Source organism: Cupriavidus phytohabitans (genome assembly GCF_017815025.1).
In the GTDB taxonomy this organism is placed as follows: Bacteria; Pseudomonadota; Gammaproteobacteria; order Burkholderiales; family Burkholderiaceae; genus Cupriavidus.
On the sequence record NZ_JAGIQB010000047.1, the window covers coordinates 39,528 to 58,454 of the forward strand.

19 protein-coding genes are annotated in these 18,927 nt (G+C 66.4%); 14 read left to right on the plus strand and 5 right to left on the minus strand.

The window, feature by feature from the left end:
- The first annotated feature begins 101 nt into the window (after nt 1–101).
- The 5 genes from rpsD to dsbD all read left to right on the plus strand — a co-directional run bounded on the left by rpsD (nt 102) and on the right by dsbD (nt 4,874).
- A complete protein-coding gene (gene rpsD, locus J8I34_RS26470) occupies nt 102–725 on the plus strand; it encodes a 30S ribosomal protein S4 (protein ID WP_029047591.1) in 624 nt (207 codons plus the stop codon).
- A 167-nt stretch (nt 726–892) separates the two neighbouring features.
- Nucleotides 893–1,873, plus strand: a complete 981-nt coding sequence (locus tag J8I34_RS26475; RefSeq protein ID WP_010812374.1) for a DNA-directed RNA polymerase subunit alpha — start codon at nt 893–895, stop codon at nt 1,871–1,873.
- Nucleotides 1,874–2,010: 137 nt separating this feature from the next.
- The gene (gene rplQ, locus J8I34_RS26480; protein WP_010812373.1) at nt 2,011–2,406 is read left to right on the plus strand and encodes a 50S ribosomal protein L17; all 396 of its coding nucleotides are present in this window, start codon (nt 2,011–2,013) and stop codon (nt 2,404–2,406) included.
- 128 nt (nt 2,407–2,534) lie between these two features.
- Nucleotides 2,535–2,900: a divalent-cation tolerance protein CutA gene (gene cutA / locus J8I34_RS26485; protein ID WP_209807360.1), complete on the plus strand. Its 366-nt coding sequence runs from the start codon at nt 2,535–2,537 to the stop codon at nt 2,898–2,900.
- Between the two features lie 72 nt (nt 2,901–2,972).
- The gene (gene dsbD, locus J8I34_RS26490) at nt 2,973–4,874 is read left to right on the plus strand and encodes a protein-disulfide reductase DsbD (RefSeq protein ID WP_029047593.1); all 1,902 of its coding nucleotides are present in this window, start codon (nt 2,973–2,975) and stop codon (nt 4,872–4,874) included.
- A 20-nt stretch (nt 4,875–4,894) separates the two neighbouring features.
- Here dsbD and J8I34_RS26495 read toward each other — a convergent pair whose 3' ends face one another.
- The 3 genes from J8I34_RS26495 to yihA form a co-directional block, all read right to left on the minus strand.
- Nucleotides 4,895–6,109, minus strand: a complete 1,215-nt coding sequence (locus tag J8I34_RS26495; protein WP_209807361.1) for a magnesium transporter CorA family protein — start codon at nt 6,107–6,109, stop codon at nt 4,895–4,897.
- A 31-nt stretch (nt 6,110–6,140) separates the two neighbouring features.
- Nucleotides 6,141–7,133 (minus strand): porphobilinogen synthase, encoded by a 993-nt coding sequence (hemB, locus tag J8I34_RS26500; protein WP_209807362.1) that lies wholly within the window; start codon nt 7,131–7,133, stop codon nt 6,141–6,143.
- A 268-nt stretch (nt 7,134–7,401) separates the two neighbouring features.
- Nucleotides 7,402–8,115, minus strand: a complete 714-nt coding sequence (gene yihA / locus J8I34_RS26505; protein ID WP_209775482.1) for a ribosome biogenesis GTP-binding protein YihA/YsxC — start codon at nt 8,113–8,115, stop codon at nt 7,402–7,404.
- A 506-nt stretch (nt 8,116–8,621) separates the two neighbouring features.
- Here yihA and J8I34_RS26510 point away from each other — a divergent pair.
- From J8I34_RS26510 to msrQ, 8 genes are all read left to right on the plus strand, one after another.
- The gene (locus tag J8I34_RS26510; RefSeq protein ID WP_029047597.1) at nt 8,622–9,281 is read left to right on the plus strand and encodes a c-type cytochrome; all 660 of its coding nucleotides are present in this window, start codon (nt 8,622–8,624) and stop codon (nt 9,279–9,281) included.
- 169 nt (nt 9,282–9,450) lie between these two features.
- Nucleotides 9,451–11,640: a cytochrome c biogenesis protein ResB gene (locus J8I34_RS26515; protein WP_029047598.1), complete on the plus strand. Its 2,190-nt coding sequence runs from the start codon at nt 9,451–9,453 to the stop codon at nt 11,638–11,640.
- A 15-nt stretch (nt 11,641–11,655) separates the two neighbouring features.
- Nucleotides 11,656–12,867: a c-type cytochrome biogenesis protein CcsB gene (ccsB, locus tag J8I34_RS26520; RefSeq protein ID WP_029047599.1), complete on the plus strand. Its 1,212-nt coding sequence runs from the start codon at nt 11,656–11,658 to the stop codon at nt 12,865–12,867.
- 161 nt (nt 12,868–13,028) lie between these two features.
- The gene (locus J8I34_RS26525) at nt 13,029–13,466 is read left to right on the plus strand and encodes a COG4315 family predicted lipoprotein (RefSeq protein WP_209807363.1); all 438 of its coding nucleotides are present in this window, start codon (nt 13,029–13,031) and stop codon (nt 13,464–13,466) included.
- Nucleotides 13,467–13,504: 38 nt separating this feature from the next.
- Nucleotides 13,505–14,044: an RNA polymerase sigma factor gene (locus tag J8I34_RS26530; protein ID WP_209775485.1), complete on the plus strand. Its 540-nt coding sequence runs from the start codon at nt 13,505–13,507 to the stop codon at nt 14,042–14,044.
- Entirely contained in the window at nt 14,041–14,889 is an 849-nt protein-coding gene (locus J8I34_RS26535) for an anti-sigma factor family protein (RefSeq protein WP_029047602.1), read from the plus strand. Before J8I34_RS26530 ends, J8I34_RS26535 begins: the two co-directional genes overlap by 4 nt.
- A gap of 131 nt (nt 14,890–15,020) precedes the next feature.
- The gene (gene msrP / locus J8I34_RS26540; protein WP_209807364.1) at nt 15,021–16,022 is read left to right on the plus strand and encodes a protein-methionine-sulfoxide reductase catalytic subunit MsrP; all 1,002 of its coding nucleotides are present in this window, start codon (nt 15,021–15,023) and stop codon (nt 16,020–16,022) included.
- A complete protein-coding gene (msrQ, locus tag J8I34_RS26545) occupies nt 16,022–16,714 on the plus strand; it encodes a protein-methionine-sulfoxide reductase heme-binding subunit MsrQ (RefSeq protein ID WP_209775488.1) in 693 nt (230 codons plus the stop codon). The genes msrP and msrQ overlap by 1 nt, the downstream gene beginning before the upstream one ends.
- Before the next feature lie 72 nt (nt 16,715–16,786).
- Here the strand turns inward: msrQ and lysA are convergent, their stop codons facing one another.
- On the minus strand, nt 16,787–18,046 hold the full coding sequence (lysA, locus tag J8I34_RS26550) for a diaminopimelate decarboxylase (protein WP_029047605.1): 1,260 nt from the start codon (nt 18,044–18,046) through the stop codon (nt 16,787–16,789).
- Between the two features lie 2 nt (nt 18,047–18,048).
- Nucleotides 18,049–18,282, minus strand: a complete 234-nt coding sequence (gene lptM / locus J8I34_RS26555; protein WP_029047606.1) for an LPS translocon maturation chaperone LptM — start codon at nt 18,280–18,282, stop codon at nt 18,049–18,051.
- A gap of 189 nt (nt 18,283–18,471) precedes the next feature.
- Here lptM and cyaY point away from each other — a divergent pair, with 189 nt between their 5' ends.
- Entirely contained in the window at nt 18,472–18,807 is a 336-nt protein-coding gene (gene cyaY, locus J8I34_RS26560; RefSeq protein ID WP_029047607.1) for an iron donor protein CyaY, read from the plus strand.
- Nucleotides 18,808–18,927 lie beyond the last annotated feature (120 nt).

Sequence of the window (18,927 nt, forward strand, 5' to 3'; positions counted from 1 at the left end):
GCCCACCGTCCGTCACGGTCTTCCCAGTGTTCTGGGAGGCACTGCGTTGACGGACTCGCGGCGCGTCAAGAAGGCGCCGTGATAGACCAAAGGAAGACAACGTGGCACGTTATACCGGCCCGAAGGCCAAACTTTCCCGCCGTGAAGGCACCGACCTGTTCCTGAAGAGCTCGCGTCGCTCGCTCGCCGACAAGTGCAAGCTGGACAGCAAGCCGGGCCAGCACGGCCGCACCTCGGGTGCCCGCACCTCCGATTACGGCAACCAGCTGCGTGAAAAGCAGAAGGTCAAGCGCATCTACGGCGTGCTCGAGCGCCAGTTCCGCCGCTACTTCGCAGAAGCCGACCGCCGCAAGGGCAACACCGGCGAAAACCTGCTGCAACTGCTGGAATCGCGCCTGGACAACGTGGTGTACCGCATGGGCTTCGGCTCGACCCGCGCTGAAGCGCGCCAGCTGGTTTCGCACAAGGCGATCCTGGTGAACGGCCAGACCCTGAACGTGCCGTCGGCCCAGATCAAGTCGGGCGACGTCATTACCATCCGCGAGCAGTCGAAGAAGCAAGTCCGTATCGCCGAAGCGCTGTCGCTGGCCGAGCAGTCGGGCTTCCCGACCTGGGTTGCCGTTGATTCCAAGAAGTTCGAAGGCACCTTCAAGCAAGTTCCGGATCGCGCCGATATTTCCGGTGACATCAACGAAAGCCTGATCGTCGAACTGTACTCGCGTTAATCCGCGAGCAGATGGCGCAGCGCTTGCGTTCTCCGCAAAGCTTCTCTTTCAGCCCGACGCGCGCTACGCGCGGTCGGGCTTCGCCCATCGTTGCGATGGGAATTTTCAGGTTCCAAACGTCAGCCTTATCGGTGTAACGAGCCGAGGGTATTGAAAAGGACAACCTAATGCAAACAGCACTCCTCAAGCCAAAAATCATCGCCGTCGAGCCTCTGGGCGACCATCACGCCAAAGTCGTGATGGAGCCGTTCGAGCGCGGCTACGGCCATACGCTCGGTAACGCCCTGCGTCGCGTGCTGCTGTCGTCGATGGTCGGCTATGCCCCGACCGAAGTCACGATCGCTGGGGTGGTCCACGAGTATTCCACCATCGACGGCGTGCAGGAAGACGTCGTCAACCTGCTGCTCAACCTGAAGGGCGTGGTGTTCAAGCTGCACAACCGTGATGAAGTCACGGTGTCGCTGCGCAAGGATGGCGAAGGCGTAGTCACGGCTGCCGATATCGAGCTGCCGCACGACGTCGAGATCATCAACCCGAACCACGTGATCGCCCATCTGTCGGCCGGCGGCAAGCTGGACATGCAGATCAAGGTCGAGCAGGGCCGTGGCTATGTGCCGGGCAACGTGCGCAAGTTTGGCGACGAGTCGGGCAAGGTCATCGGCCGCATCGTGCTGGACGCCTCGTTCTCGCCGGTGCGCCGCGTGTCGTACGCCGTTGAGTCCGCTCGCGTCGAGCAGCGTACCGACCTGGACAAGCTGGTGATGAACATCGAAACCGACGGCGTGATCTCGCCCGAGGAAGCGATCCGCCAGTCGGCCCGCATCCTGGTCGACCAGCTGTCCGTGTTCGCCGCGCTGGAAGGCACCGAGTCGGCAGCCGAGGCTGCTTCGAGCCGCACGCCGCAGATCGATCCGATCCTGCTGCGTCCGGTCGACGACCTGGAGCTGACGGTGCGTTCGGCCAACTGCCTGAAGGCCGAGAACATCTACTACATCGGCGACCTGATCCAGCGTACCGAGAACGAGCTGCTGAAGACCCCGAACCTGGGTCGCAAGTCGCTCAACGAGATCAAGGAAGTCCTCGCCTCGCGTGGCCTGACCCTCGGCATGAAGCTCGAGAACTGGCCGCCCGCAGGTCTGGAAAAGTAATTGTGGCGCAGGGGCTTAGCCCCCTGCACCGCGGTAACCGCCCTGGCTTCGGCCGGGGCTCGTATGACTACCGGCCCGCGTCCAGCCGTATCGGACGATAGAAGAGCTGGTCAAACACTTAACTGAAAGGAATCATCATGCGTCACCGTCATGGTCTGCGGAAACTGAACCGCACCTCGTCGCACCGCCTCGCGATGCTGCGCAACATGTCCAACTCGCTGTTCCAGCACGAGCTGATCAAGACCACCGTGCCCAAGGCCAAGGAACTGCGCAAGGTCGTCGAGCCGCTGATCACGCTGGCCAAGAAGGACACCGTTGCCAATCGCCGCCTGGCTTTCGCCCGCCTGCGCGACCGCGACATGGTCACCAAGCTGTTCACCGAACTGGGCCCGCGCTACGCCACCCGTCCGGGCGGCTACACCCGCATCCTGAAGTTCGGCTTCCGTCAGGGCGACAACGCGCCGATGGCGCTGGTCGAACTGGTGGATCGTCCGGAAATCACCGAAGCCCCGGCTGAAGAAGCCGCGGAATAAGTGCATTTCCTGTCCGCTGCCGTCATGCGACGGTTCCGGGCACACCGCTTACAATCGAGCCAGGCATCCGCCTGGCTCTTTTGTTTTGGGCGCCAGCCGCCATTGCCAGCCGTTCCAGGAGAGTGCCGATGCCCGATGCCAGCAAGTCACCCGACCCCGCCGAGGTGCTCGTGGTGATCACCAATACCCCGGATGACGAGACCGCGGCGCGGCTGTCCCGGGCCGTGCTGGAGGCGCGCGCGGCGGCCTGCGTGAACCGTCTGGCCCCGGTGGAATCCGAGTACTGGTGGCAAGGCGTGCTGGAGCAGGCGCGGGAATGGCCGCTGCTGATCAAAACCACGCGCGCGCGTTACGCTGCACTCGAGGCGGTGATCCGGCAACATCACCCCTATGACGTGCCGGAGATTATCGCAGTGCCGGTGACAGCGGGTTTTGCGCCTTACCTGGCGTGGGTCGGCACCGAGACCAATACCGGCGTGCAGCCGGCGGAATAAGGGCCAATGGGACTGCCGCGCAGCAGCGGGTACGGCAGGATCGATTGCTCAGGACAGACAGGAAACAGCTTCATGAACATCGGTTTGGCACTTCCGGAGCGGGCACGCGGGCTGGTCCAGGCGCGGCATATTGCCGCAGTCCTGCTGGCGGTACTGGCCTGGTTTTGCCTGGCTGGTGCGGCGCAGGCAGCGACGGAAGACGACTTCCTGCCGCCGGAGCAAGCCTTCCGCTTCGCTGCGCGCCAGATCGACGACAGCACCGTGGAGGTGCGTTTCGATGTCGCGCCCGGCTACTACATGTACCGGGAGCGATTCGCCTTTGCGACGGAGCCTGCCGCCGTGAAGCTCGGCACGCCGGACTTCCCGCCAGGCAAGGTCAAGTTCGACGATACCTTCGGCAAGGAGATGGAGACGTATCGAGACAGCGTGACCATCCGCGTGCCGGTGGCGGCAGCGCCGGCTGACGGCAAGTGGACGCTGACGGTCACTTCGCAGGGCTGCGCCGACAAGGGCCTGTGCTATCCACCGATGGAAAGCGTCTACAAGGTCGGTAGCACCGGCCTGGCCGACCTGTTCGGCAAGCGCGGGCGCTCCGATGCGCCCGCTGCGGCCCCACTGCCGGCCCAGCCGGCTCCCGCTGCGTCGCTGCGTGCCGATGACAGCGACCGCATCGCCGGCGCGCTGGCGAGCCGCAACGTGGGCCTGATCGCGGCGCTTTTCTTCGGCCTGGGCCTGCTGCTGACCTTCACGCCGTGCGTGCTGCCGATGGTGCCGATCCTGTCGTCGATCGTCGTCGGCGAGCATGTCACGCGCAGCCGTGCGCTGGTGGTGTCGCTGGCCTATGTGCTGGGCATGGCGGTGGTGTACACCGCCGTCGGGGTAGCTGCCGGGCTGCTGGGCGAAGGCCTGTCGGCCGCGCTGCAGACGCCATGGGTGCTCGGCTTGTTCGCCGCGCTGATGGTGGCGCTGGCACTGTCGATGTTCGGCCTGTACGAGCTGCAGCTGCCGCGGCGCTGGCAGACGCGGCTGACGGAGTCGTCCAACCGCCGCCAGGGCGGCCAGGTGGCTGGTGCGGCAGCGATGGGCGCGATCTCGGCGCTGATCGTCGGCCCGTGCGTGACCGCGCCGCTGGCGGGGGCGCTGGCCTATATCGCGCAGACCCGCGACGCGGTCATCGGCGGCGCGGCGCTGTTTGCGATGGCGATCGGCATGGGCGTGCCACTGGTGCTGGTGGGCGTGGGCGCGGGCAACCTGCTGCCGCGCGCCGGCCGCTGGATGGAGGTGACCAAGCGCTTCTTCGGCTTCCTGCTGCTGGGTGTGGCGTTGTGGATGCTCGGGCCGGTGCTGCCGGCATGGACGACGATGCTGCTGCTGGCGGCGTTGCTGCTGATGGCCGCCGTGTTCCTCGGCGCGTTTGACGGGCTCGGGGCCGATCCGCGCAACCTGGCGCGCGTGGGCAAGGGGCTTGGCGTATTGTTCGCGATCGCCGCGGCCATCGTGCTGATCGGCGTGGCGTCGGGCGGGCGCGATCCGCTGCAGCCGCTGTCGCACCTGAGCGCGGGCCGCAGTGGTGCGGAAGGCGCGAGCGCCGCCCAGGCAGTGCGCTTCGAGCGCGTGCGCAGCGTTGCCGAACTGGATGCCCGCGTGGCACAGGCCGCCGCCGCGGGCAAGCCGGTGCTGCTCGATTTCTATGCCGACTGGTGTGTCAGCTGCAAGGAAATGGAGCGCATGACCTTCGTCGACCCGCGCGTGCGCGCGCGGTTGTCCGAAATCGTGCTGCTGCAGGCGGACGTGACCGCCAACAATGCCGACGACAAGGCGCTGCTCAAGCGCTTCGGGCTGTTCGGGCCGCCAGGGATCATCCTGTTCGGGCCGGATGGGCGCGAGCGGCCGGTGCGGGTGATCGGCTACCAGTCGGCCAACCGTTTCCTGGAGAGCCTGGAGCGCGCCTTCGGCAAGCGCACCAGCACCTGAGAGGCGTACTTGCGCCTGCGCTAGCGCTCCAGCTGCCGCGCCACGGCCCACAGCGCGCCCAGCACCACCACCACCGCCCCCATCAGGCCGATGGACCACCAGAATCCGTCTGGTGCCTGCAGCCACGGCATGCGCTCGAAGTTCATGCCAAAGATGCCGGTGATCAGCGTCAGCGGCATGAACAGCGCCGTGATCAGCGTCAGCATGCGCATGGTGCGGTTGGTGCGGTGGGCCACCGCCGAGAAGTGGATCTGCACCGCCGACTCGATTGAATCCTCCAGCCGGCGCGCATGCGCAAGCACGCGCTGGATATGTTCCATGACGTCGTTGATGCGCACCAGCAACACTTCATCGCGCCCAGGGATGGCTACGGGGGTGCCGTGCTGGTCGCTGCTGTAGCGGTTGTCCAGCAAGCTGTCGCGGAATTCCTGCAGCGCATCGCGCTGCTCCTCGCTCAGGTGTTCCAGCTTGCGCAGCTGGATGCGCGCGTCGAGCAGCCCTTCCCAACTGGAAAAACTGCGGCGCGAGTTCAGCAGCGCGCGCTGCCAGCGGTCGAGCTGGCGTGTCAGCGGGGCGCGCAGCTCGAGGTAGCGGTCCACCATCGCATTGAGCAGGCGCAGCATCAGGTCCTCGGGCCGGTTCGGCGGACGCACGCCGTGCAGCAACGGTTGGCCATTGCCGCGCGCGAGTGCCGTCTGCGGGCGCGGTGCCTGGCAAAGCTCGAGCAGGCGCTGGCGCACCTGGTCGACGGTGCGCGACGGGCCATTGCGTACCGTGACCAGCAGCGTATCGAAGACGAAGAACGTAACCGGCTGCGTATCGATCCTGGCCAGCGCGGGCAGGAAGCCGGGTGGATAACGCCGTGCGCGGGCGGTTCCATCGCCCGACGTCTTGGGCGCGCCGGCCGGCGCTGGCTCCTGCGGTTCGGCCTCGGCGATCGCACGGCTGGTCTCGAAGGTCAGCTTGCGGAAGATCACCATGTCGTATGCATTGGTCGTGTCGAAATACGACGGATGCGCGGCATTGGTGGCGTCGGCCAGGTGCAGGTCGAGGATCGCGGCGCCGGCGAGCTGGCGCACATTTTCGCGCCACGCATCAGGGGCGGCGGTGACTTCCTCGGTAGAAAAGTCCGCCCACACGAACAGCGCGGCGGCATTGCCGCTGAGGAAGCTGCCCGCCTCTGCGAGCGAGGCGAGCGGGTGTACCTGGCTGGCCGAGAAGCCGAGCAGTTCCATAGGCGCTTGGTTCCCGATAGGGCGATACAGGTCAGGCGGCCAGCAGGCGCGCGGCGTCGCGTGCGAAATAGGTCAGGATGCCGTCGGCGCCAGCGCGGCGGAAGGCCAGCAGCGATTCCATCATGACCTTGTCGTGGTCGAGCCAGCCGTTCTGCGCGGCGGCTTTCAGCATCGCGTACTCGCCGCTGACCTGATAAGCGTAGGTGGGGAAGCGGAACTCGTCCTTCACGCGGCGCACGATGTCGAGGTACGGCATCCCGGGCTTGACCATCACCATGTCGGCGCCTTCGAGGATGTCCTGTGCCACTTCGCGCAGGGCCTCGTCGGTGTTGGACGGGTCCATCTGGTAGGTCATCTTGTTGCCCTTGCCCAGGTTGGCCGCAGAGCCGACCGCGTCGCGGAAGGGGCCATAGAAGGCCGATGCGTACTTGGCCGAATAGGCCATGATGCGGGTGTGGATGTGGCCGTTGTCTTCCAGCGCCGTACGCACCGCGCCGATGCGGCCGTCCATCATGTCGGACGGGGCCACGATGTCGACGCCCGCGTGGGCCTGGGCCAGCGCCTGGCGCACCAGGATCTCGACGGTGGTGTCGTTGATGACGTAGCCGTTCTCATCCAGCACGCCGTCCTGGCCGTGGCTGGTGTAGGGGTCGAGCGCAACGTCGCACAGCACGCCGAGTTCGGGGAAGCGGTCCTTCAGCGCTCGAACCGCGCGCGGCACCAGGCCTTCGGGATTGATGGCCTCGATGCCGTCCGGCGTTTTCAGCGACGGGTCGATCACCGGGAACAGCGCGAGCACCGGGATGCCAAGCTTGACGCAGTCTTCGGCCACCGGCATCAGCAGGTCCACGGAAACCCGCTCGACGCCCGGCATCGAGGCCACGGACTGGCGCTGGTTCTGGCCGTCAAGGATGAACACGGGGTAGATCAGGTTGTCCGGCGACAGGCGATGCTCGCGCATCATGCGGCGGGAGAAATCGTCGCGGCGCATACGCCGCGGGCGGTACTCGGGGAAGGTCGACATGGCAGGCTTCTTGTGCTGGAGACGGGACAGAAGTGTCCTATTTGCCAGCCGGCGAGCACTGCGCGCGCGGCGCAAAGTTGCCGGCTGAAGAAAAACTAAACTTTTGTGCGTGCCCGCCATCATACTCGCGGACACTATGCGTTGCGCCTTGCGTGGCGCGGGTGTCCCCCGCTACTCCTCCCTGAGCGGGTACCCGCCCCAGCGGCGGGAAAGTTCGCCCCCGTTGCTTGCAGCGGGGTTTTTTTTGCGTGCTGGCTACGCTGCGGCGTTATGCCGCAGGACCTTCCGAAGCGGGAGGTTCAGCCGCCGTCGGTGCCGTGGCAACGTCTTGCGCCGCGTTCTTCTGCGCTTCCGGCAGGTTGAGCCACCCGGCGATCACACCCTGCGCTTCTTCGATGCCGCGACGCTTGAGGCTCGAAAACAACTGTGCCGTCAGGGGCACCGGCGTTTCAAGCTGCTCCGCATAGCCCTGCAGCATCTTGCGCGTCTCGCGCAGTGCCTTGGCGTTCTCGCTGTTGGTGAGCTTGTCGGCCTTGGTCAGCAGCACGTGGATCGGCTTGCCGGTGGGCAGGAACCACTCGACCATCTGGCAATCGAGATCGGTGAACGGCCGGCGCGCATCCATCATCAGGATCAGGCCCGACAGCTGCGGCCGCGTCTGCACGTAGTCGCTGAGCAAGCCCTGCCAGTGGTACTTGGCCGAGCCCGACACCTCTGCATAACCATAGCCGGGGAGGTCGACCAGGAACGCCTGCGGTTCCGGCGCCTTGACCGGGGCCACCGTGAAATAGTTGATGTGCTGCGTGCGTCCGGGCGTGCGCGAGGAAAACGCCAGCCGCTTCTGGTTGCACAGGATGTTGATGGCGGTGGACTTGCCGGCGTTGGAGCGGCCGGCGAACGCGACCTCGGGAACGGCCGTGGCGGGCAGGTCCCGCAGGTGGTTGACGGTAATGAAGAAGCGGGCCTGGTGGAGAAGGGACATACGCGATAGCGGTAGGGCGGGGCGCCGCGGCGGCGCAATTGGCGCTGGCCGTGGCCGGGTTACCGCCAGGGTGGGGAGGGGTGCGGCCGGGCCGCTTGCCGGGTTTGATTTGGCGCAGCGCAAGCCCGTTTCAACACGGCACAGCAGGGCGCAAGGCATCAATCCGGCACATAACTTATTGTACAATACGCCGGTTTACGGTCTCCTGACCGGGTGACGCGCGACATCCTTTGCCGCGTGGCTCGGCTGCCGTTGTCCGGACGGGAAGCCTCGTTGTGTCGTCCTATCGTGGGCACGGCCTTGTTTCGCATATGTGTTGCACCTCAGGTGCCGCAGCGGCGGAGCAAGGGCTGGCGGGAGTCTGCTGCCAGGCAAACCGCAGCGGATCGGTCATCCGCGCGGGTCGCCACGATGTCAGGCCTTTGTCCCGGCGCGTCCTCACCGCCGGCAGAGTGCCGGCCGGCACGCATTACGGTATCCAAAAACAATTCAGAGAAGGTGTGCGAATGAACCGCATTGCGAAGATTCTGGGTGTCCTGGCACTGGCCGTTCCTGCAGCCGCCCTTTCCGGACTGGCATCTGCCGCAGAGCAGGCCGCCGCAAAGGCCGACCCGGCCAAGGGTGAGACGCTGTACACGCAAGGCGCACCCGATCGCAATGTGCCCGCCTGCCTGAGCTGCCACGGCGCAGCCGGCAACAGCGCGGCCGCCGCCAACCCCAAGCTGGCCGCCCAGCATCCGGAATACGTCCACAAGCAACTGGCCGACTTCAAGTCCAAGGCGCGCAACAACGCGATCATGGTGCCGATGGCATCGGTGCTGACTGACGAGGAAATGCGCAACATTGGCGCCTACCTGGCCAAGCAGCCGATCAAGCCGGCCACCGCCAAGAACAAGAACACGATCGAGGAAGGCCAGAAGATCTACCGTGGCGGTATCGCCGCCAAGGGCGTGCCGGCCTGCGCCGCCTGCCATGGCCCCACCGGCGCCGGCATCCCGGCCCAGTATCCGCGTATTGGCGGACAATGGTCGGAATACACCGAGGCACAGCTGGTGGCGTTCCGCCAGGGCACCCGCAAGAACAATTCGGTCATGACGACCATCGCCGCCAAGATGTCGGATGCCGAGATCAAGGCGGTGGCGGACTACGTCGCCGGCGTCCGGTAACGACGTTAGCGCAGTACGCTGGCGCCGCCGGGCGCCGGCGCTTCGGCATGCAGCCCGCGTGGCATGCAACCGAACGCGCCAGTCAAAATCGAAAAGGGTGGCCTGCTCGTTCCAGCAAGTCCACCCTTTTTCATTTCAAAGCAGCACGTTGTCTTAGGTTTCACTGCACATGTCGACCGCTTCCACTTCAGGGCTGCACCTGAAGACCTCTCACCGCGTGTTGCGCGACGCGGTCGAATTGTTGTCCTCGATGCGCTTCGCGATCGCGCTGCTGACCGTGATCTCCATCGCCAGCGTGATCGGCACCGTGCTCAAGCAGAACGAGCCGTATCCGAACTACGTCAACCAGTTCGGTCCGTTCTGGGCCGATGTGTTCCATACGCTGTCGCTGCAGAAGGTCTACGGCTCGTGGTGGTTCCTGCTGATCCTGGCCTTCCTGGTGGTGTCCACCACGCTCTGCCTGGTGCGCAACACGCCCAAGATGATCGGGGACATGCGCTCATGGAAGGACCATGTGCGCGAGCGCAGCCTGCGCGCCTTCCACCATCGCGGCGAATTCGACGGCGCTCGCACGCGCACCGAGGCGGTCGGCAGGCTGTCGGCGCTGCTGCGCAACCGCGGCTACCGCGTCAAGGCCGTCGACCATGAGGGCGCCACGCTGCTGGCGGGCAAGGCGGGGGCCGCCAACAAGGTCGGCTATATCCTGGCGCATACCGCCATCGTGGTGATCTGCATCGGCGGCCTGCTCGATGGCGACATGCTGATCCGCGCGCAGATGTGGCTGGGCGGCAAGACCCCGATCAGCGGCAACGCGGTGATCAGCGAGATACCGCCGCAGCACCGCCTGCCGGCGACCAACCCTGGCTTTCGCGGCAATGCGTATGTGCCCGAGGGGCAGACCGTGTCCACGGCCATCCTGAACGTCGCCGACGGCGCGCTGGTGCAGGACCTGCCGTTCGCGCTGACACTCAAGAAGTTCTCGATCGATTTCTACGAGACCGGCATGCCCAAGCTGTTCGCCTCCGACGTGATCGTCACCGACCGCGTCACTGGCAAGCAGACCGAGGCCACCATCAAGGTAAACGAGCCGCTGATCGTCAACGGCATCGCCATTTACCAGTCCAGCTTCGAGGATGGCGGCTCGCGCCTGAAGTTCGTCGGCTATCCGATGCAGGGCGCTGCACGCGGCACCTTCGCCATCGACGGTGCCGTGGGCGGCAATGCGCCGCTGAAGGGCACCGGCACCAGCGCGGACAGCGAAGGCGTGACGGTGGAGTTCAGCGACTTCCGGCTGATGAATATCGAGAATGTCACTGACGCCTCGGGCAAGCCCGATGCGCGCGGCGTCGCGCGCAAATCGCTGAACGAGACGCTGGAGAAGCACCTGGGTGCCGCGGCCAGTGCCGACCGCGCCAAGACGCTGCGCAACGTCGGCCCCTCGGTGCAGTACAAGCTGCGCGATCGCACCGGGCAGGCGCGCGAGTACAACAACTACATGGTGCCCGTGCAGATGGACGGGCAGTCGGTGTTCCTGGCCGGCATGCGCGAATCGCCGAGCGAGCAATTCCGCTACCTGCGCATTCCCGCTGACGACCAGGGCAGCGTTGCCGACTGGATGCGCCTGCGCGCTGCGTTGCAGGACCGCGCGCTGCGCGGCGAGGCCGCGCGCCGCTTTGCATTGGCCTCGATGCCGGGAGATGACAAGGCCGACCTGCGCCGCCAGCTTGCCGAAAGCGCGCTGCGCGCGCTCGACCTGTTTGCCGGCGCCACGCGACCGACGCCGGACTCGCCGCCGGGCGGCTTCACCGCGATCGCGGCATTCCTGGAAAAGTCGGTGCCACAGGCCGACCAGCAGAAGGCCGCCGACGTGCTGCTGAAGATCCTGAATGGCTCGATGTGGGAGCTGTGGCAGCTGGCACGCGCCCAGGACAACCTGCCGGTGGTGCCCAACAGCGCACAAAGCGGCACCTTCCTTCAGCAGGCGATCAGTGCGCTGTCGGACAGTTTTTTCTACGGCGCGCCGGTATTCTTGCAGCTCGACGAGTTCAAGGAAATCAAGGCCAGCGTGTTCCAGATGACCCGTGCGCCGGGCAAGAACATCGTGTATCTTGGTTGTCTGCTGCTGACGCTGGGCGTGTTCGCGATGTTCTATATCCGCGAGCGCCGCGTCTGGGTCTGGATCAAGGACAAGCCCGCCGAGGGAATGGCCACGCCGTCCAGCAGCCATGTACTGATGGCGATGTCGACCCAGCGCCGCACGATGGACTTCGAAAAGGAATTCACGGCACTGCGCGACGACGTCGGCCGTGCCGCCGGCGGAACCCCCGCTGAAGCGCCTCATCAAGGCGGCAGCCATTAAACGAGCAGGTACGCTATGTCTTCAAACGTGAATCCGGGCGACCAAACCATGCGTGGCGCCACGCAAGCCACGCCCGCCCACGGGGGCGCCGGCGATGAGGCCTATCTCGAACCTTCCTTCCTGCGCCGGCTGACGTGGGTGGACTGGCTGTTCGCGCTGGCGCTGGCCGTCGGCGCGGGCATTGCGCTATCGCAATACGGGCAGTGGATGGATGGCTACGACAAGGCCGTGCTGATCAGCGCGGTGCCTACCTTTGCACTGCTCGGCTGGCACTGGAAGGCGGTACGTCCGCTGATGCTGGGACTGACGGTGCTGTCGCTGTTCGCGATCCAGCTCTACCAGGGCCAGCTCGCGCGCGCGGACCAGGCCTTCTTCCTCAAGTACTTCTTGTCGAGCCAGTCGGCCATCCTGTGGATGAGCGCGCTGGTGTTCCTGTCCACGCTGTTCTATTGGGTCGGGCTGGCAACGCGCTCGGACACCGGATACAGCATCGGCAGCAAGCTGTGCTGGGGTGCGATCGTGCTGGGCTTCACCGGCATGCTGGTGCGCTGGTACGAGTCGTACCTGATCGGCACCGACATCGGCCATATCCCCATCTCGAACCTGTATGAAGTGTTCGTGCTGTTCACGCTGATCACTTCGCTGTTCTACCTGTATTACGAAGGCCGCTACGGCACGCGCGCGCTGGGCCCGTTCGTGATGCTGGTTGTGTCGGCAGCGGTGGGCTTCCTGCTGTGGTACACGGTCACCCGCAACGCTCAGGAAATCCAGCCGCTGGTGCCGGCGCTGCAGAGCTGGTGGATGAAGATCCACGTGCCGGCCAACTTTATCGGCTACGGCACCTTTGCGCTGGCGGCGATGGTGTCGGTCGCGTACCTGCTCAAGCAGCGCGGCATCCTTGCCGAGCGGCTGCCGTCGCTGGAATTGCTCGATGACGTGATGTACAAGGCCATCGCGGTCGGGTTTGCCTTCTTCACCATCGCCACCATCCTCGGCGCGCTGTGGGCGGCCGAAGCCTGGGGCGGCTACTGGAGCTGGGATCCGAAGGAGACCTGGGCCTTGATCGTGTGGCTGAACTACGCGGCGTGGCTGCACATGCGCCTGATGAAGGGTCTGCGCGGGACGGTGGCTGCGTGGTGGGCGCTGGTCGGCTTGCTGGTGACGACCTTCGCTTTCCTTGGCGTCAACATGTTCCTGTCCGGCCTGCATAGCTACGGCGAACTTTGAGCGCCACGCGAGACGCACCATGGTGCAATGCAAAAGAACCTGCCTCCGGGCAGGTTTTTTTTCGACATTTTTGCAACGTGACGGAATAAAGGCATCCCATCCGGTGTTTACTGGAGGAGCGGTGCCGGCTGGCGGCACCGGTTAGCATGGAGAACAAGATCATGGCACGTGTGCGTCTTACCTCTGCAGCATCCCTCGTTCGTCCCGCCGCGCTGGCGGTCGGCTGCGCGGCAGTCCTGCTCGCCGGATGTTCCGGCATGGGCATGGGCGGCAGCAGCGCCGGCAACATGCCGCCCACGGTGAAGGTGACCAGTGGCGTGCTGACCGATCCGCAGGGCTTGACGCTGTACACCTTCGACCGCGACACCGCCAACAGCGGCAAGAGCGCCTGCAACGGCCCCTGTGCCACCAACTGGCCGCCGCTGATGGCCGCGCCGGGCTCCAGCGCGTCGGGCCAGTACACCGTCATCACGCGTGATGACGGCGCCAAGCAGTGGGCCTACCGCGGCATGCCGCTGTACCGCTTTGCCAAGGACGCCAAGCCTGGCGACAAGACTGGCGACAATCTCAACAACGTCTGGCACGTCGCCAGGCCCTGACGGGCTGATGTCCTGGACGCCCTGAAGCAAGCCACGGCATGGAAGGCTTTGAAGGCCAGCTCGTAGCGCTGGCGCCGCGGCTGCGGCGCCATGCGCGCGGCCTCACCGGCGACGCGGCGCAGGCCGACGACCTGGTGCAGGACACGCTCGAGCGCGCGCTGCGCTACCGCTGGCGCTTCCGCCTGCGCCCCGGCGCCTGGTGGGGCGACGGCGCCGACGGCCTGTTGCCGTGGCTGCTGACCCTGATGCACCGGCTGCGCCTCAACAGCTTGCGGCGCAAGGACCTGGTGGTGGCCACCGATACCCTGCCCGAGGTCAGCGCGCCTGTGGCGGACCCTGGCCTGCGCCGCGACCTGCTTCAGGCGCTGGCGCAGTTGCCCGAAGCCCAGCGTTCGGTGCTGCTGCTGGTCAGCCTGGAGCAACTGACCTATGCCGAGGCGGCGCGCGTGCTCGACATCCCGCAAGGCACGGTAATGTCGCGGCTGGCACGTGCACGCGAGCAGATGCGGCGACTGCTCGACGGCGCTGCCTCCGCCCAGCCAATGGCTGCCGCCAGCTCACTGCAGCGGGTGAAATGATGTCCGCGATCCACGAAGCCGATCTCCATGCCTACGCCGACGGCCAGCTGTCCGGCGCACGCCGCGCCGCGGTGGAAGCGTACCTGGCGCAGCACCCGGATGCAGCGGCGCAGGTCGCCGCGTGGCGTCGCCAGGCCGATGCGCTGCACGGCATGCTGGATCCCGTATTGAACGAACCAGTGCCGCTGGCCGCGCTGCCGCCCGCCCTTCACGGCGAGCCGCGCCAGGCCGTGCGCCGGCGCGCGCCGCGCTGGACCATCACGCTGGCCGCGGGCTGCGCGTCGATGGCATTGCTGGCGCTCGGGGGCGTGCTCGGCTGGATGGCCCACGATCGGATGGGTAGCAGCACCGTGGCGATGGCACCCGGCGAGCGCTTTGCTCGCGAGGCGCTTGCCACGCACGTGGTCTACGCGCCGGAAATGCGCCACCCGGTGGAGGTCGCCGCCAGCGACGAGGCACACCTGATCGCGTGGTTGTCCAAGCGCCTCGGCATGGCGCTGCAAGTGCCCGACCTGCGCGCACAGGGCTTCCACCTGATCGGCGGACGGCTGGGCGTGGCCGAGGGCGGCCCGTCCGCCATTCTGATGTACGAAGCGGACGACGGCACGCGCCTGTCGCTGCAGTTGCGGCGCATGGCGCAGGGCACGCCCGACACCGGCTTCCGCGTCGAGCGCATGCCGCGCGAAGGCACCCTGCGGCCGCCTGCGAGGCCGGCTACAGGGCCGGCGCCGATGGCGTTCTACTGGATCGACCGCGACCTCGGCTTTGCGCTGGCCGGGCCACTGGAGCGCGCCCGGCTGCTGACGCTGGCGCAGGCGGTCTACCAGCAATACCAGGGGGGGTAGCCGCCGGCGCGGCGCCTACGCCGCACATGCGCCGCCCCTGCGCCGCACCGAAAAATTTTGTCAGGATTGGCCCGCACGCCACGACCAAGCCCTGAGTCCAATCCTGCAAGCGCAAGGCAACGAGGAAAACCATGTTGATTCCTTCCCCCAAATGGCTGCGCGGCGGCGATATCGCCGCCGGCGAGATCACCCCCCGCCATGTCTTCGAGGCGCGTCGCCGCATGCTGGCGCTGGCCGCTGCAGGCGTCTCCGGCGCCACGCTGGCGCCATGGTTTGCCCGCAACGCCTGGGCGCAGGGACAGCACGGCCCGAAGCTGGCGGCCACGCCCAACAATGCCTACGTCGTGACCGAGAAGCGTACGCCTTACGAGGATGTGACCACCTACAACAACTTCTACGAGTTCGGCACCGACAAGTCCGACCCGGCGCGCAACGCCGGCACGCTGCGCCCGCGCCCATGGCAGGTGTCGGTGGAAGGGCTGGTGAAGAAGCCCAAGGTCTACGATCTCGATGAGCTGATGAAAATCGCGGCGATGGAGGAACGCGTCTACCGCCTGCGCTGCGTCGAAGGATGGTCGATGGTGATTCCGTGGATCGGCTTTCCGCTGGCCGAGCTGATCAGGCGCGTCGAGCCGCAACCCGGGGCGAAATATGTGCAATTCATCACGCTCGCCGACAAGAAGCAGATGCCCGGCATCAGCAGCAGCGTGCTCGACTGGCCCTACAGCGAAGGCCTGCGCATGGACGAGGCGCTGCACCCGCTGGCGCTGCTGACCTTCGGCCTGTACGGCGAGGTATTGCCCAACCAGAACGGCGCGCCGGTACGCGTGGTGCTGCCGTGGAAATACGGCTTCAAGAGCGCCAAGTCGATCGTCAGGATCCGCTTTGTCGACAAGCAGCCACCCACGAGCTGGAACCTGGCGGCGCCGCAGGAATACGGTTTTTATTCCAACGTGAACCCCGACGTCGACCATCCGCGCTGGAGCCAGGCGACCGAGCGCCGCATCGGCGAAGAGCGCGGCGGCGGTTTCGGCGCGCTCTTCGCGCCCAAGCGCAAGACGCTGCCGTTCAACGGCTACGGCCAGCAGGTGGCATCGCTGTACCAGGGCATGGACCTGAAGAAGAACTTCTGATGGTGGGTGAACGCATGGCTTCCACTACCAACGCCGCGACTGCCGCAGGCGGTGTGGCGCGCAAGCAGCCGGCCGGCCTGGTTGCCCTGTCGCCGCAGCGCGTGCGCGCCATCAAGATCGCCTTGTGGCTGCTGGCGCTGCTGCCGTTCATCCGGCTGCTTTACCTGGGCGCAACCGGGCAATACGGCGCCAACCCGCTGGAATTCGTCACCCGCTCCACCGGCACCTGGACACTGGTGATGCTGTGCCTGACGCTGGCGATCACGCCGCTGCGCCGGCTGACCGGCTGGAACTGGCTGATCAGGCTGCGCCGCATGCTGGGTTTGTTCGCGTTCTTCTACGGCTTGCAGCACTTTCTGCTGTGGATCGGCGTGGATCGCGGCTTTGACCTGGCCTACATGATCAAGGACGTGTACAAGCGTCCCTTTATCACGGTGGGGTTCACGGCCTTCGTGCTGATGGTGCCGCTGGCGCTGACGTCGACCAACGGCATGGTGCGCCGCCTGGGCGGCAAGCGCTGGCAGGCGCTGCACAAGCTGGTCTATGCAACCGCCGTGCTGGCGATCCTGCACTACTGGTGGCATAAGGCGGGCAAGAACGACTTCGGCGAAGTCTCGATCTATGCCGCGGTGGTGTTCGTGCTGCTGGGGATGCGGGTCTGGTGGTGGGCGCGCAAGGGCAGGGCTGCCTGATGCGCTGCAGCGCCGCAGCGCCGCAGCGCCGCAGCGCCGCGACCGGCCGCGTAGCCGGCTGCGCGGTGGCGATCAGTCCTGCAGCAGGCGCTCGTCGCGGAACAGGTCTTCGACCAGTTCGCGCTCGCGCACCAGGTGCACGCGGGCGCCGTCCACCATCACTTCGGCGGCGCGCGGGCGGGTGTTGTAGTTCGAGCTCATGGTAAAGCCGTACGCGCCAGCGGACATCACCGCCAGCAGGTCGCCCGGCTGCACCGCCAGCGCGCGGTCGCGGCCGAGCCAGTCGCCCGACTCGCACACCGGGCCGACGATGTCGTAAGTCACCGGCGCAGCGTCGCGCAGCGCGACCGGCTCGATGCGGTGGTAAGCCTCGTACATCGCCGGTCGGGCCAGGTCGTTCATGGCCGCATCGACGATGCAGAAATTCTTGGCTGCGCCGGGCTTGAGGAATTCCACCTGCGTCAGCAGCACGCCGGCATTGCCCACCAGCGAACGGCCCGGTTCGAACAGCACCTCGCGGTGGCCGTGGCCACGCGCGGCCACGCGTTCCAGCAGCGTGGTGGCAAAGCCGGTGATGTCGGGCGGCGTCTCGTCGGTATAGGTGATGCCCAGGCCGCCGCCCACGTCGATGTGCTCGAGGTTGATGCCCTCGCGCTCAAGTGCCTCGACCACGTCCAGCACCTTGTCCAGCGCTTCCAGGTAGGGCTCGACCTCGGTGATCTGCGAGCCGATATGGCAGTCGATGCCGGTCACTTCCAGGTGCGGCAGCGCCGCCGCGGCGCGGTAGGTCGGCAGCACGTCCTCGAAGGCGATGCCGAACTTGTTGCCCTTCAGGCCGGTGGAAATATACGGATGGGTCCTGGCGTCGACATCCGGGTTGATGCGCAGCGACACGCGCGCGCGCTTGCCGACCCGGCCGGCAACCTCGTTCAGGCGGTCCAGCTCGGGGATCGACTCGACATTGAAGCAGCGCACGTCGTGCGCCAGCGCCAGTTCCATCTCCGCCGCGCTCTTGCCCACGCCCGAGAACACCACCTTGCGCGCGTCGCCGCCGGCGGCCAGCACGCGCCTGAGTTCGCCGCCCGAAACGATGTCGAAGCCCGCGCCCAGCCTGGCGAACACCTGCAGCACCGCCAGGTTGGAGTTGGCCTTCATGGCGTACTGGACCTGCGCCTTGCGGCCCTGGCAGGCGGCTGCATAGGCCTGGTACGCGGCGGTCAGCGCCGCGCGCGAATAGACGTAGGTGGGCGTGCCGAATTCAGCGGCGATCTGCGCCAGCGGCACCTGCTCGACGGCAAGCGCACCGTCCTGGCGATGGAAAAAAGCGGTCATGGTTATCGGGTAGTGGGGGCGGCGGGCGACGATGCCGGCTGGCTGGCCGGGCCCGGAGCGGGCGCCGGAAGCGGCACCACATCGGTGCGGCCCAGTCCGGGATCGGCCACGGTGGGCGCGGTCGGCTCGGGCGGTACCTTGGGCATGGTCAGCGGCCCGCGGATGCCGCATCCGGCCAGCAGGGGCATCGCAAGGGTGGCGGCAAACGCCGATACAATCGCAACACGACGCAGCATCGGTCGTCCCATCGGTCGTCCTTTAGGCTGTTGGCATGGCGTTGGCGGATTCCGGCGCAATGACGCCAATGACGCATATCCGGCCGGGTCGTCCAAGCTCTGCGCTACATGAATTCTCAACAAAAAAGCCGTTCGCGCCACGTACGCCCGATCCGGGCAGCGGCGGCAACGGCGGTCTCGGAGTTTAGCATGCCCCCCTTGAGCGAAAGCGAGTTCCTGGCCCTGGCCACGCAGGAGCTGGACCGCATCGAAGCCGCGGTCGAAGCGGCCGCCGACGCGGCCGATGCCGATGTGGAAATCAGCCGCACCGGCAACGTGATGGAGCTGGAGTTCGAGAACGGCTCCAAGATCATCATCAACAGCCAGGCGCCGATGCAGGAACTGTGGGTGGCGGCGCGCTCTGGCGGCTTCCACTTCCGCCGCGAAGGCGAGCGCTGGGTCGACACGCGCAACGGCGGCGAGCTGTACGCGGCGCTGTCGGGCTATGTGAGCGAACAGGCCGGCACCGCGCTCAGGCTGGGCTGAAGCACAGCACGCGTTGTGCAAAGAAAAAGCCGGCCACGGGCCGTAATGGCGTTCAGTTAAGGTCCTTTCTGAGGTACCGGACGGTGTAGCGCTTAGGCAGGGCTTTGACCACACGGGGGC

Excerpts from the sequence above, each read along its gene's own strand:
- J8I34_RS26515 (WP_029047598.1), top strand. The coding sequence starts at position 9,451 with ATGTCGACCGCTTCCACTTCAGGGCTGCACCTGAAGACCTCTCACCGC.
- msrP (WP_209807364.1), top strand. The coding sequence starts at position 15,021 with ATGTTGATTCCTTCCCCCAAATGGCTGCGCGGCGGCGATATCGCCGCC.
- J8I34_RS26535 (WP_029047602.1), top strand. The coding sequence starts at position 14,041 with ATGATGTCCGCGATCCACGAAGCCGATCTCCATGCCTACGCCGACGGC.
- ccsB (WP_029047599.1), top strand. The coding sequence starts at position 11,656 with ATGTCTTCAAACGTGAATCCGGGCGACCAAACCATGCGTGGCGCCACG.
- J8I34_RS26495 (WP_209807361.1), bottom strand. The coding sequence starts at position 6,109 with ATGGAACTGCTCGGCTTCTCGGCCAGCCAGGTACACCCGCTCGCCTCG.
- J8I34_RS26525 (WP_209807363.1), top strand. The coding sequence starts at position 13,029 with ATGGCACGTGTGCGTCTTACCTCTGCAGCATCCCTCGTTCGTCCCGCC.
- lysA (WP_029047605.1), bottom strand. The coding sequence starts at position 18,046 with ATGACCGCTTTTTTCCATCGCCAGGACGGTGCGCTTGCCGTCGAGCAG.
- J8I34_RS26510 (WP_029047597.1), top strand. The coding sequence starts at position 8,622 with ATGAACCGCATTGCGAAGATTCTGGGTGTCCTGGCACTGGCCGTTCCT.
- cutA (WP_209807360.1), top strand. The coding sequence starts at position 2,535 with ATGCCCGATGCCAGCAAGTCACCCGACCCCGCCGAGGTGCTCGTGGTG.
- cyaY (WP_029047607.1), top strand. The coding sequence starts at position 18,472 with ATGCCCCCCTTGAGCGAAAGCGAGTTCCTGGCCCTGGCCACGCAGGAG.
- dsbD (WP_029047593.1), top strand. The coding sequence starts at position 2,973 with ATGAACATCGGTTTGGCACTTCCGGAGCGGGCACGCGGGCTGGTCCAG.
- J8I34_RS26530 (WP_209775485.1), top strand. The coding sequence starts at position 13,505 with ATGGAAGGCTTTGAAGGCCAGCTCGTAGCGCTGGCGCCGCGGCTGCGG.
- J8I34_RS26475 (WP_010812374.1), top strand. The coding sequence starts at position 893 with ATGCAAACAGCACTCCTCAAGCCAAAAATCATCGCCGTCGAGCCTCTG.
- lptM (WP_029047606.1), bottom strand. The coding sequence starts at position 18,282 with ATGCTGCGTCGTGTTGCGATTGTATCGGCGTTTGCCGCCACCCTTGCG.
- msrQ (WP_209775488.1), top strand. The coding sequence starts at position 16,022 with ATGGTGGGTGAACGCATGGCTTCCACTACCAACGCCGCGACTGCCGCA.
- yihA (WP_209775482.1), bottom strand. The coding sequence starts at position 8,115 with ATGTCCCTTCTCCACCAGGCCCGCTTCTTCATTACCGTCAACCACCTG.
- hemB (WP_209807362.1), bottom strand. The coding sequence starts at position 7,133 with ATGTCGACCTTCCCCGAGTACCGCCCGCGGCGTATGCGCCGCGACGAT.
- rplQ (WP_010812373.1), top strand. The coding sequence starts at position 2,011 with ATGCGTCACCGTCATGGTCTGCGGAAACTGAACCGCACCTCGTCGCAC.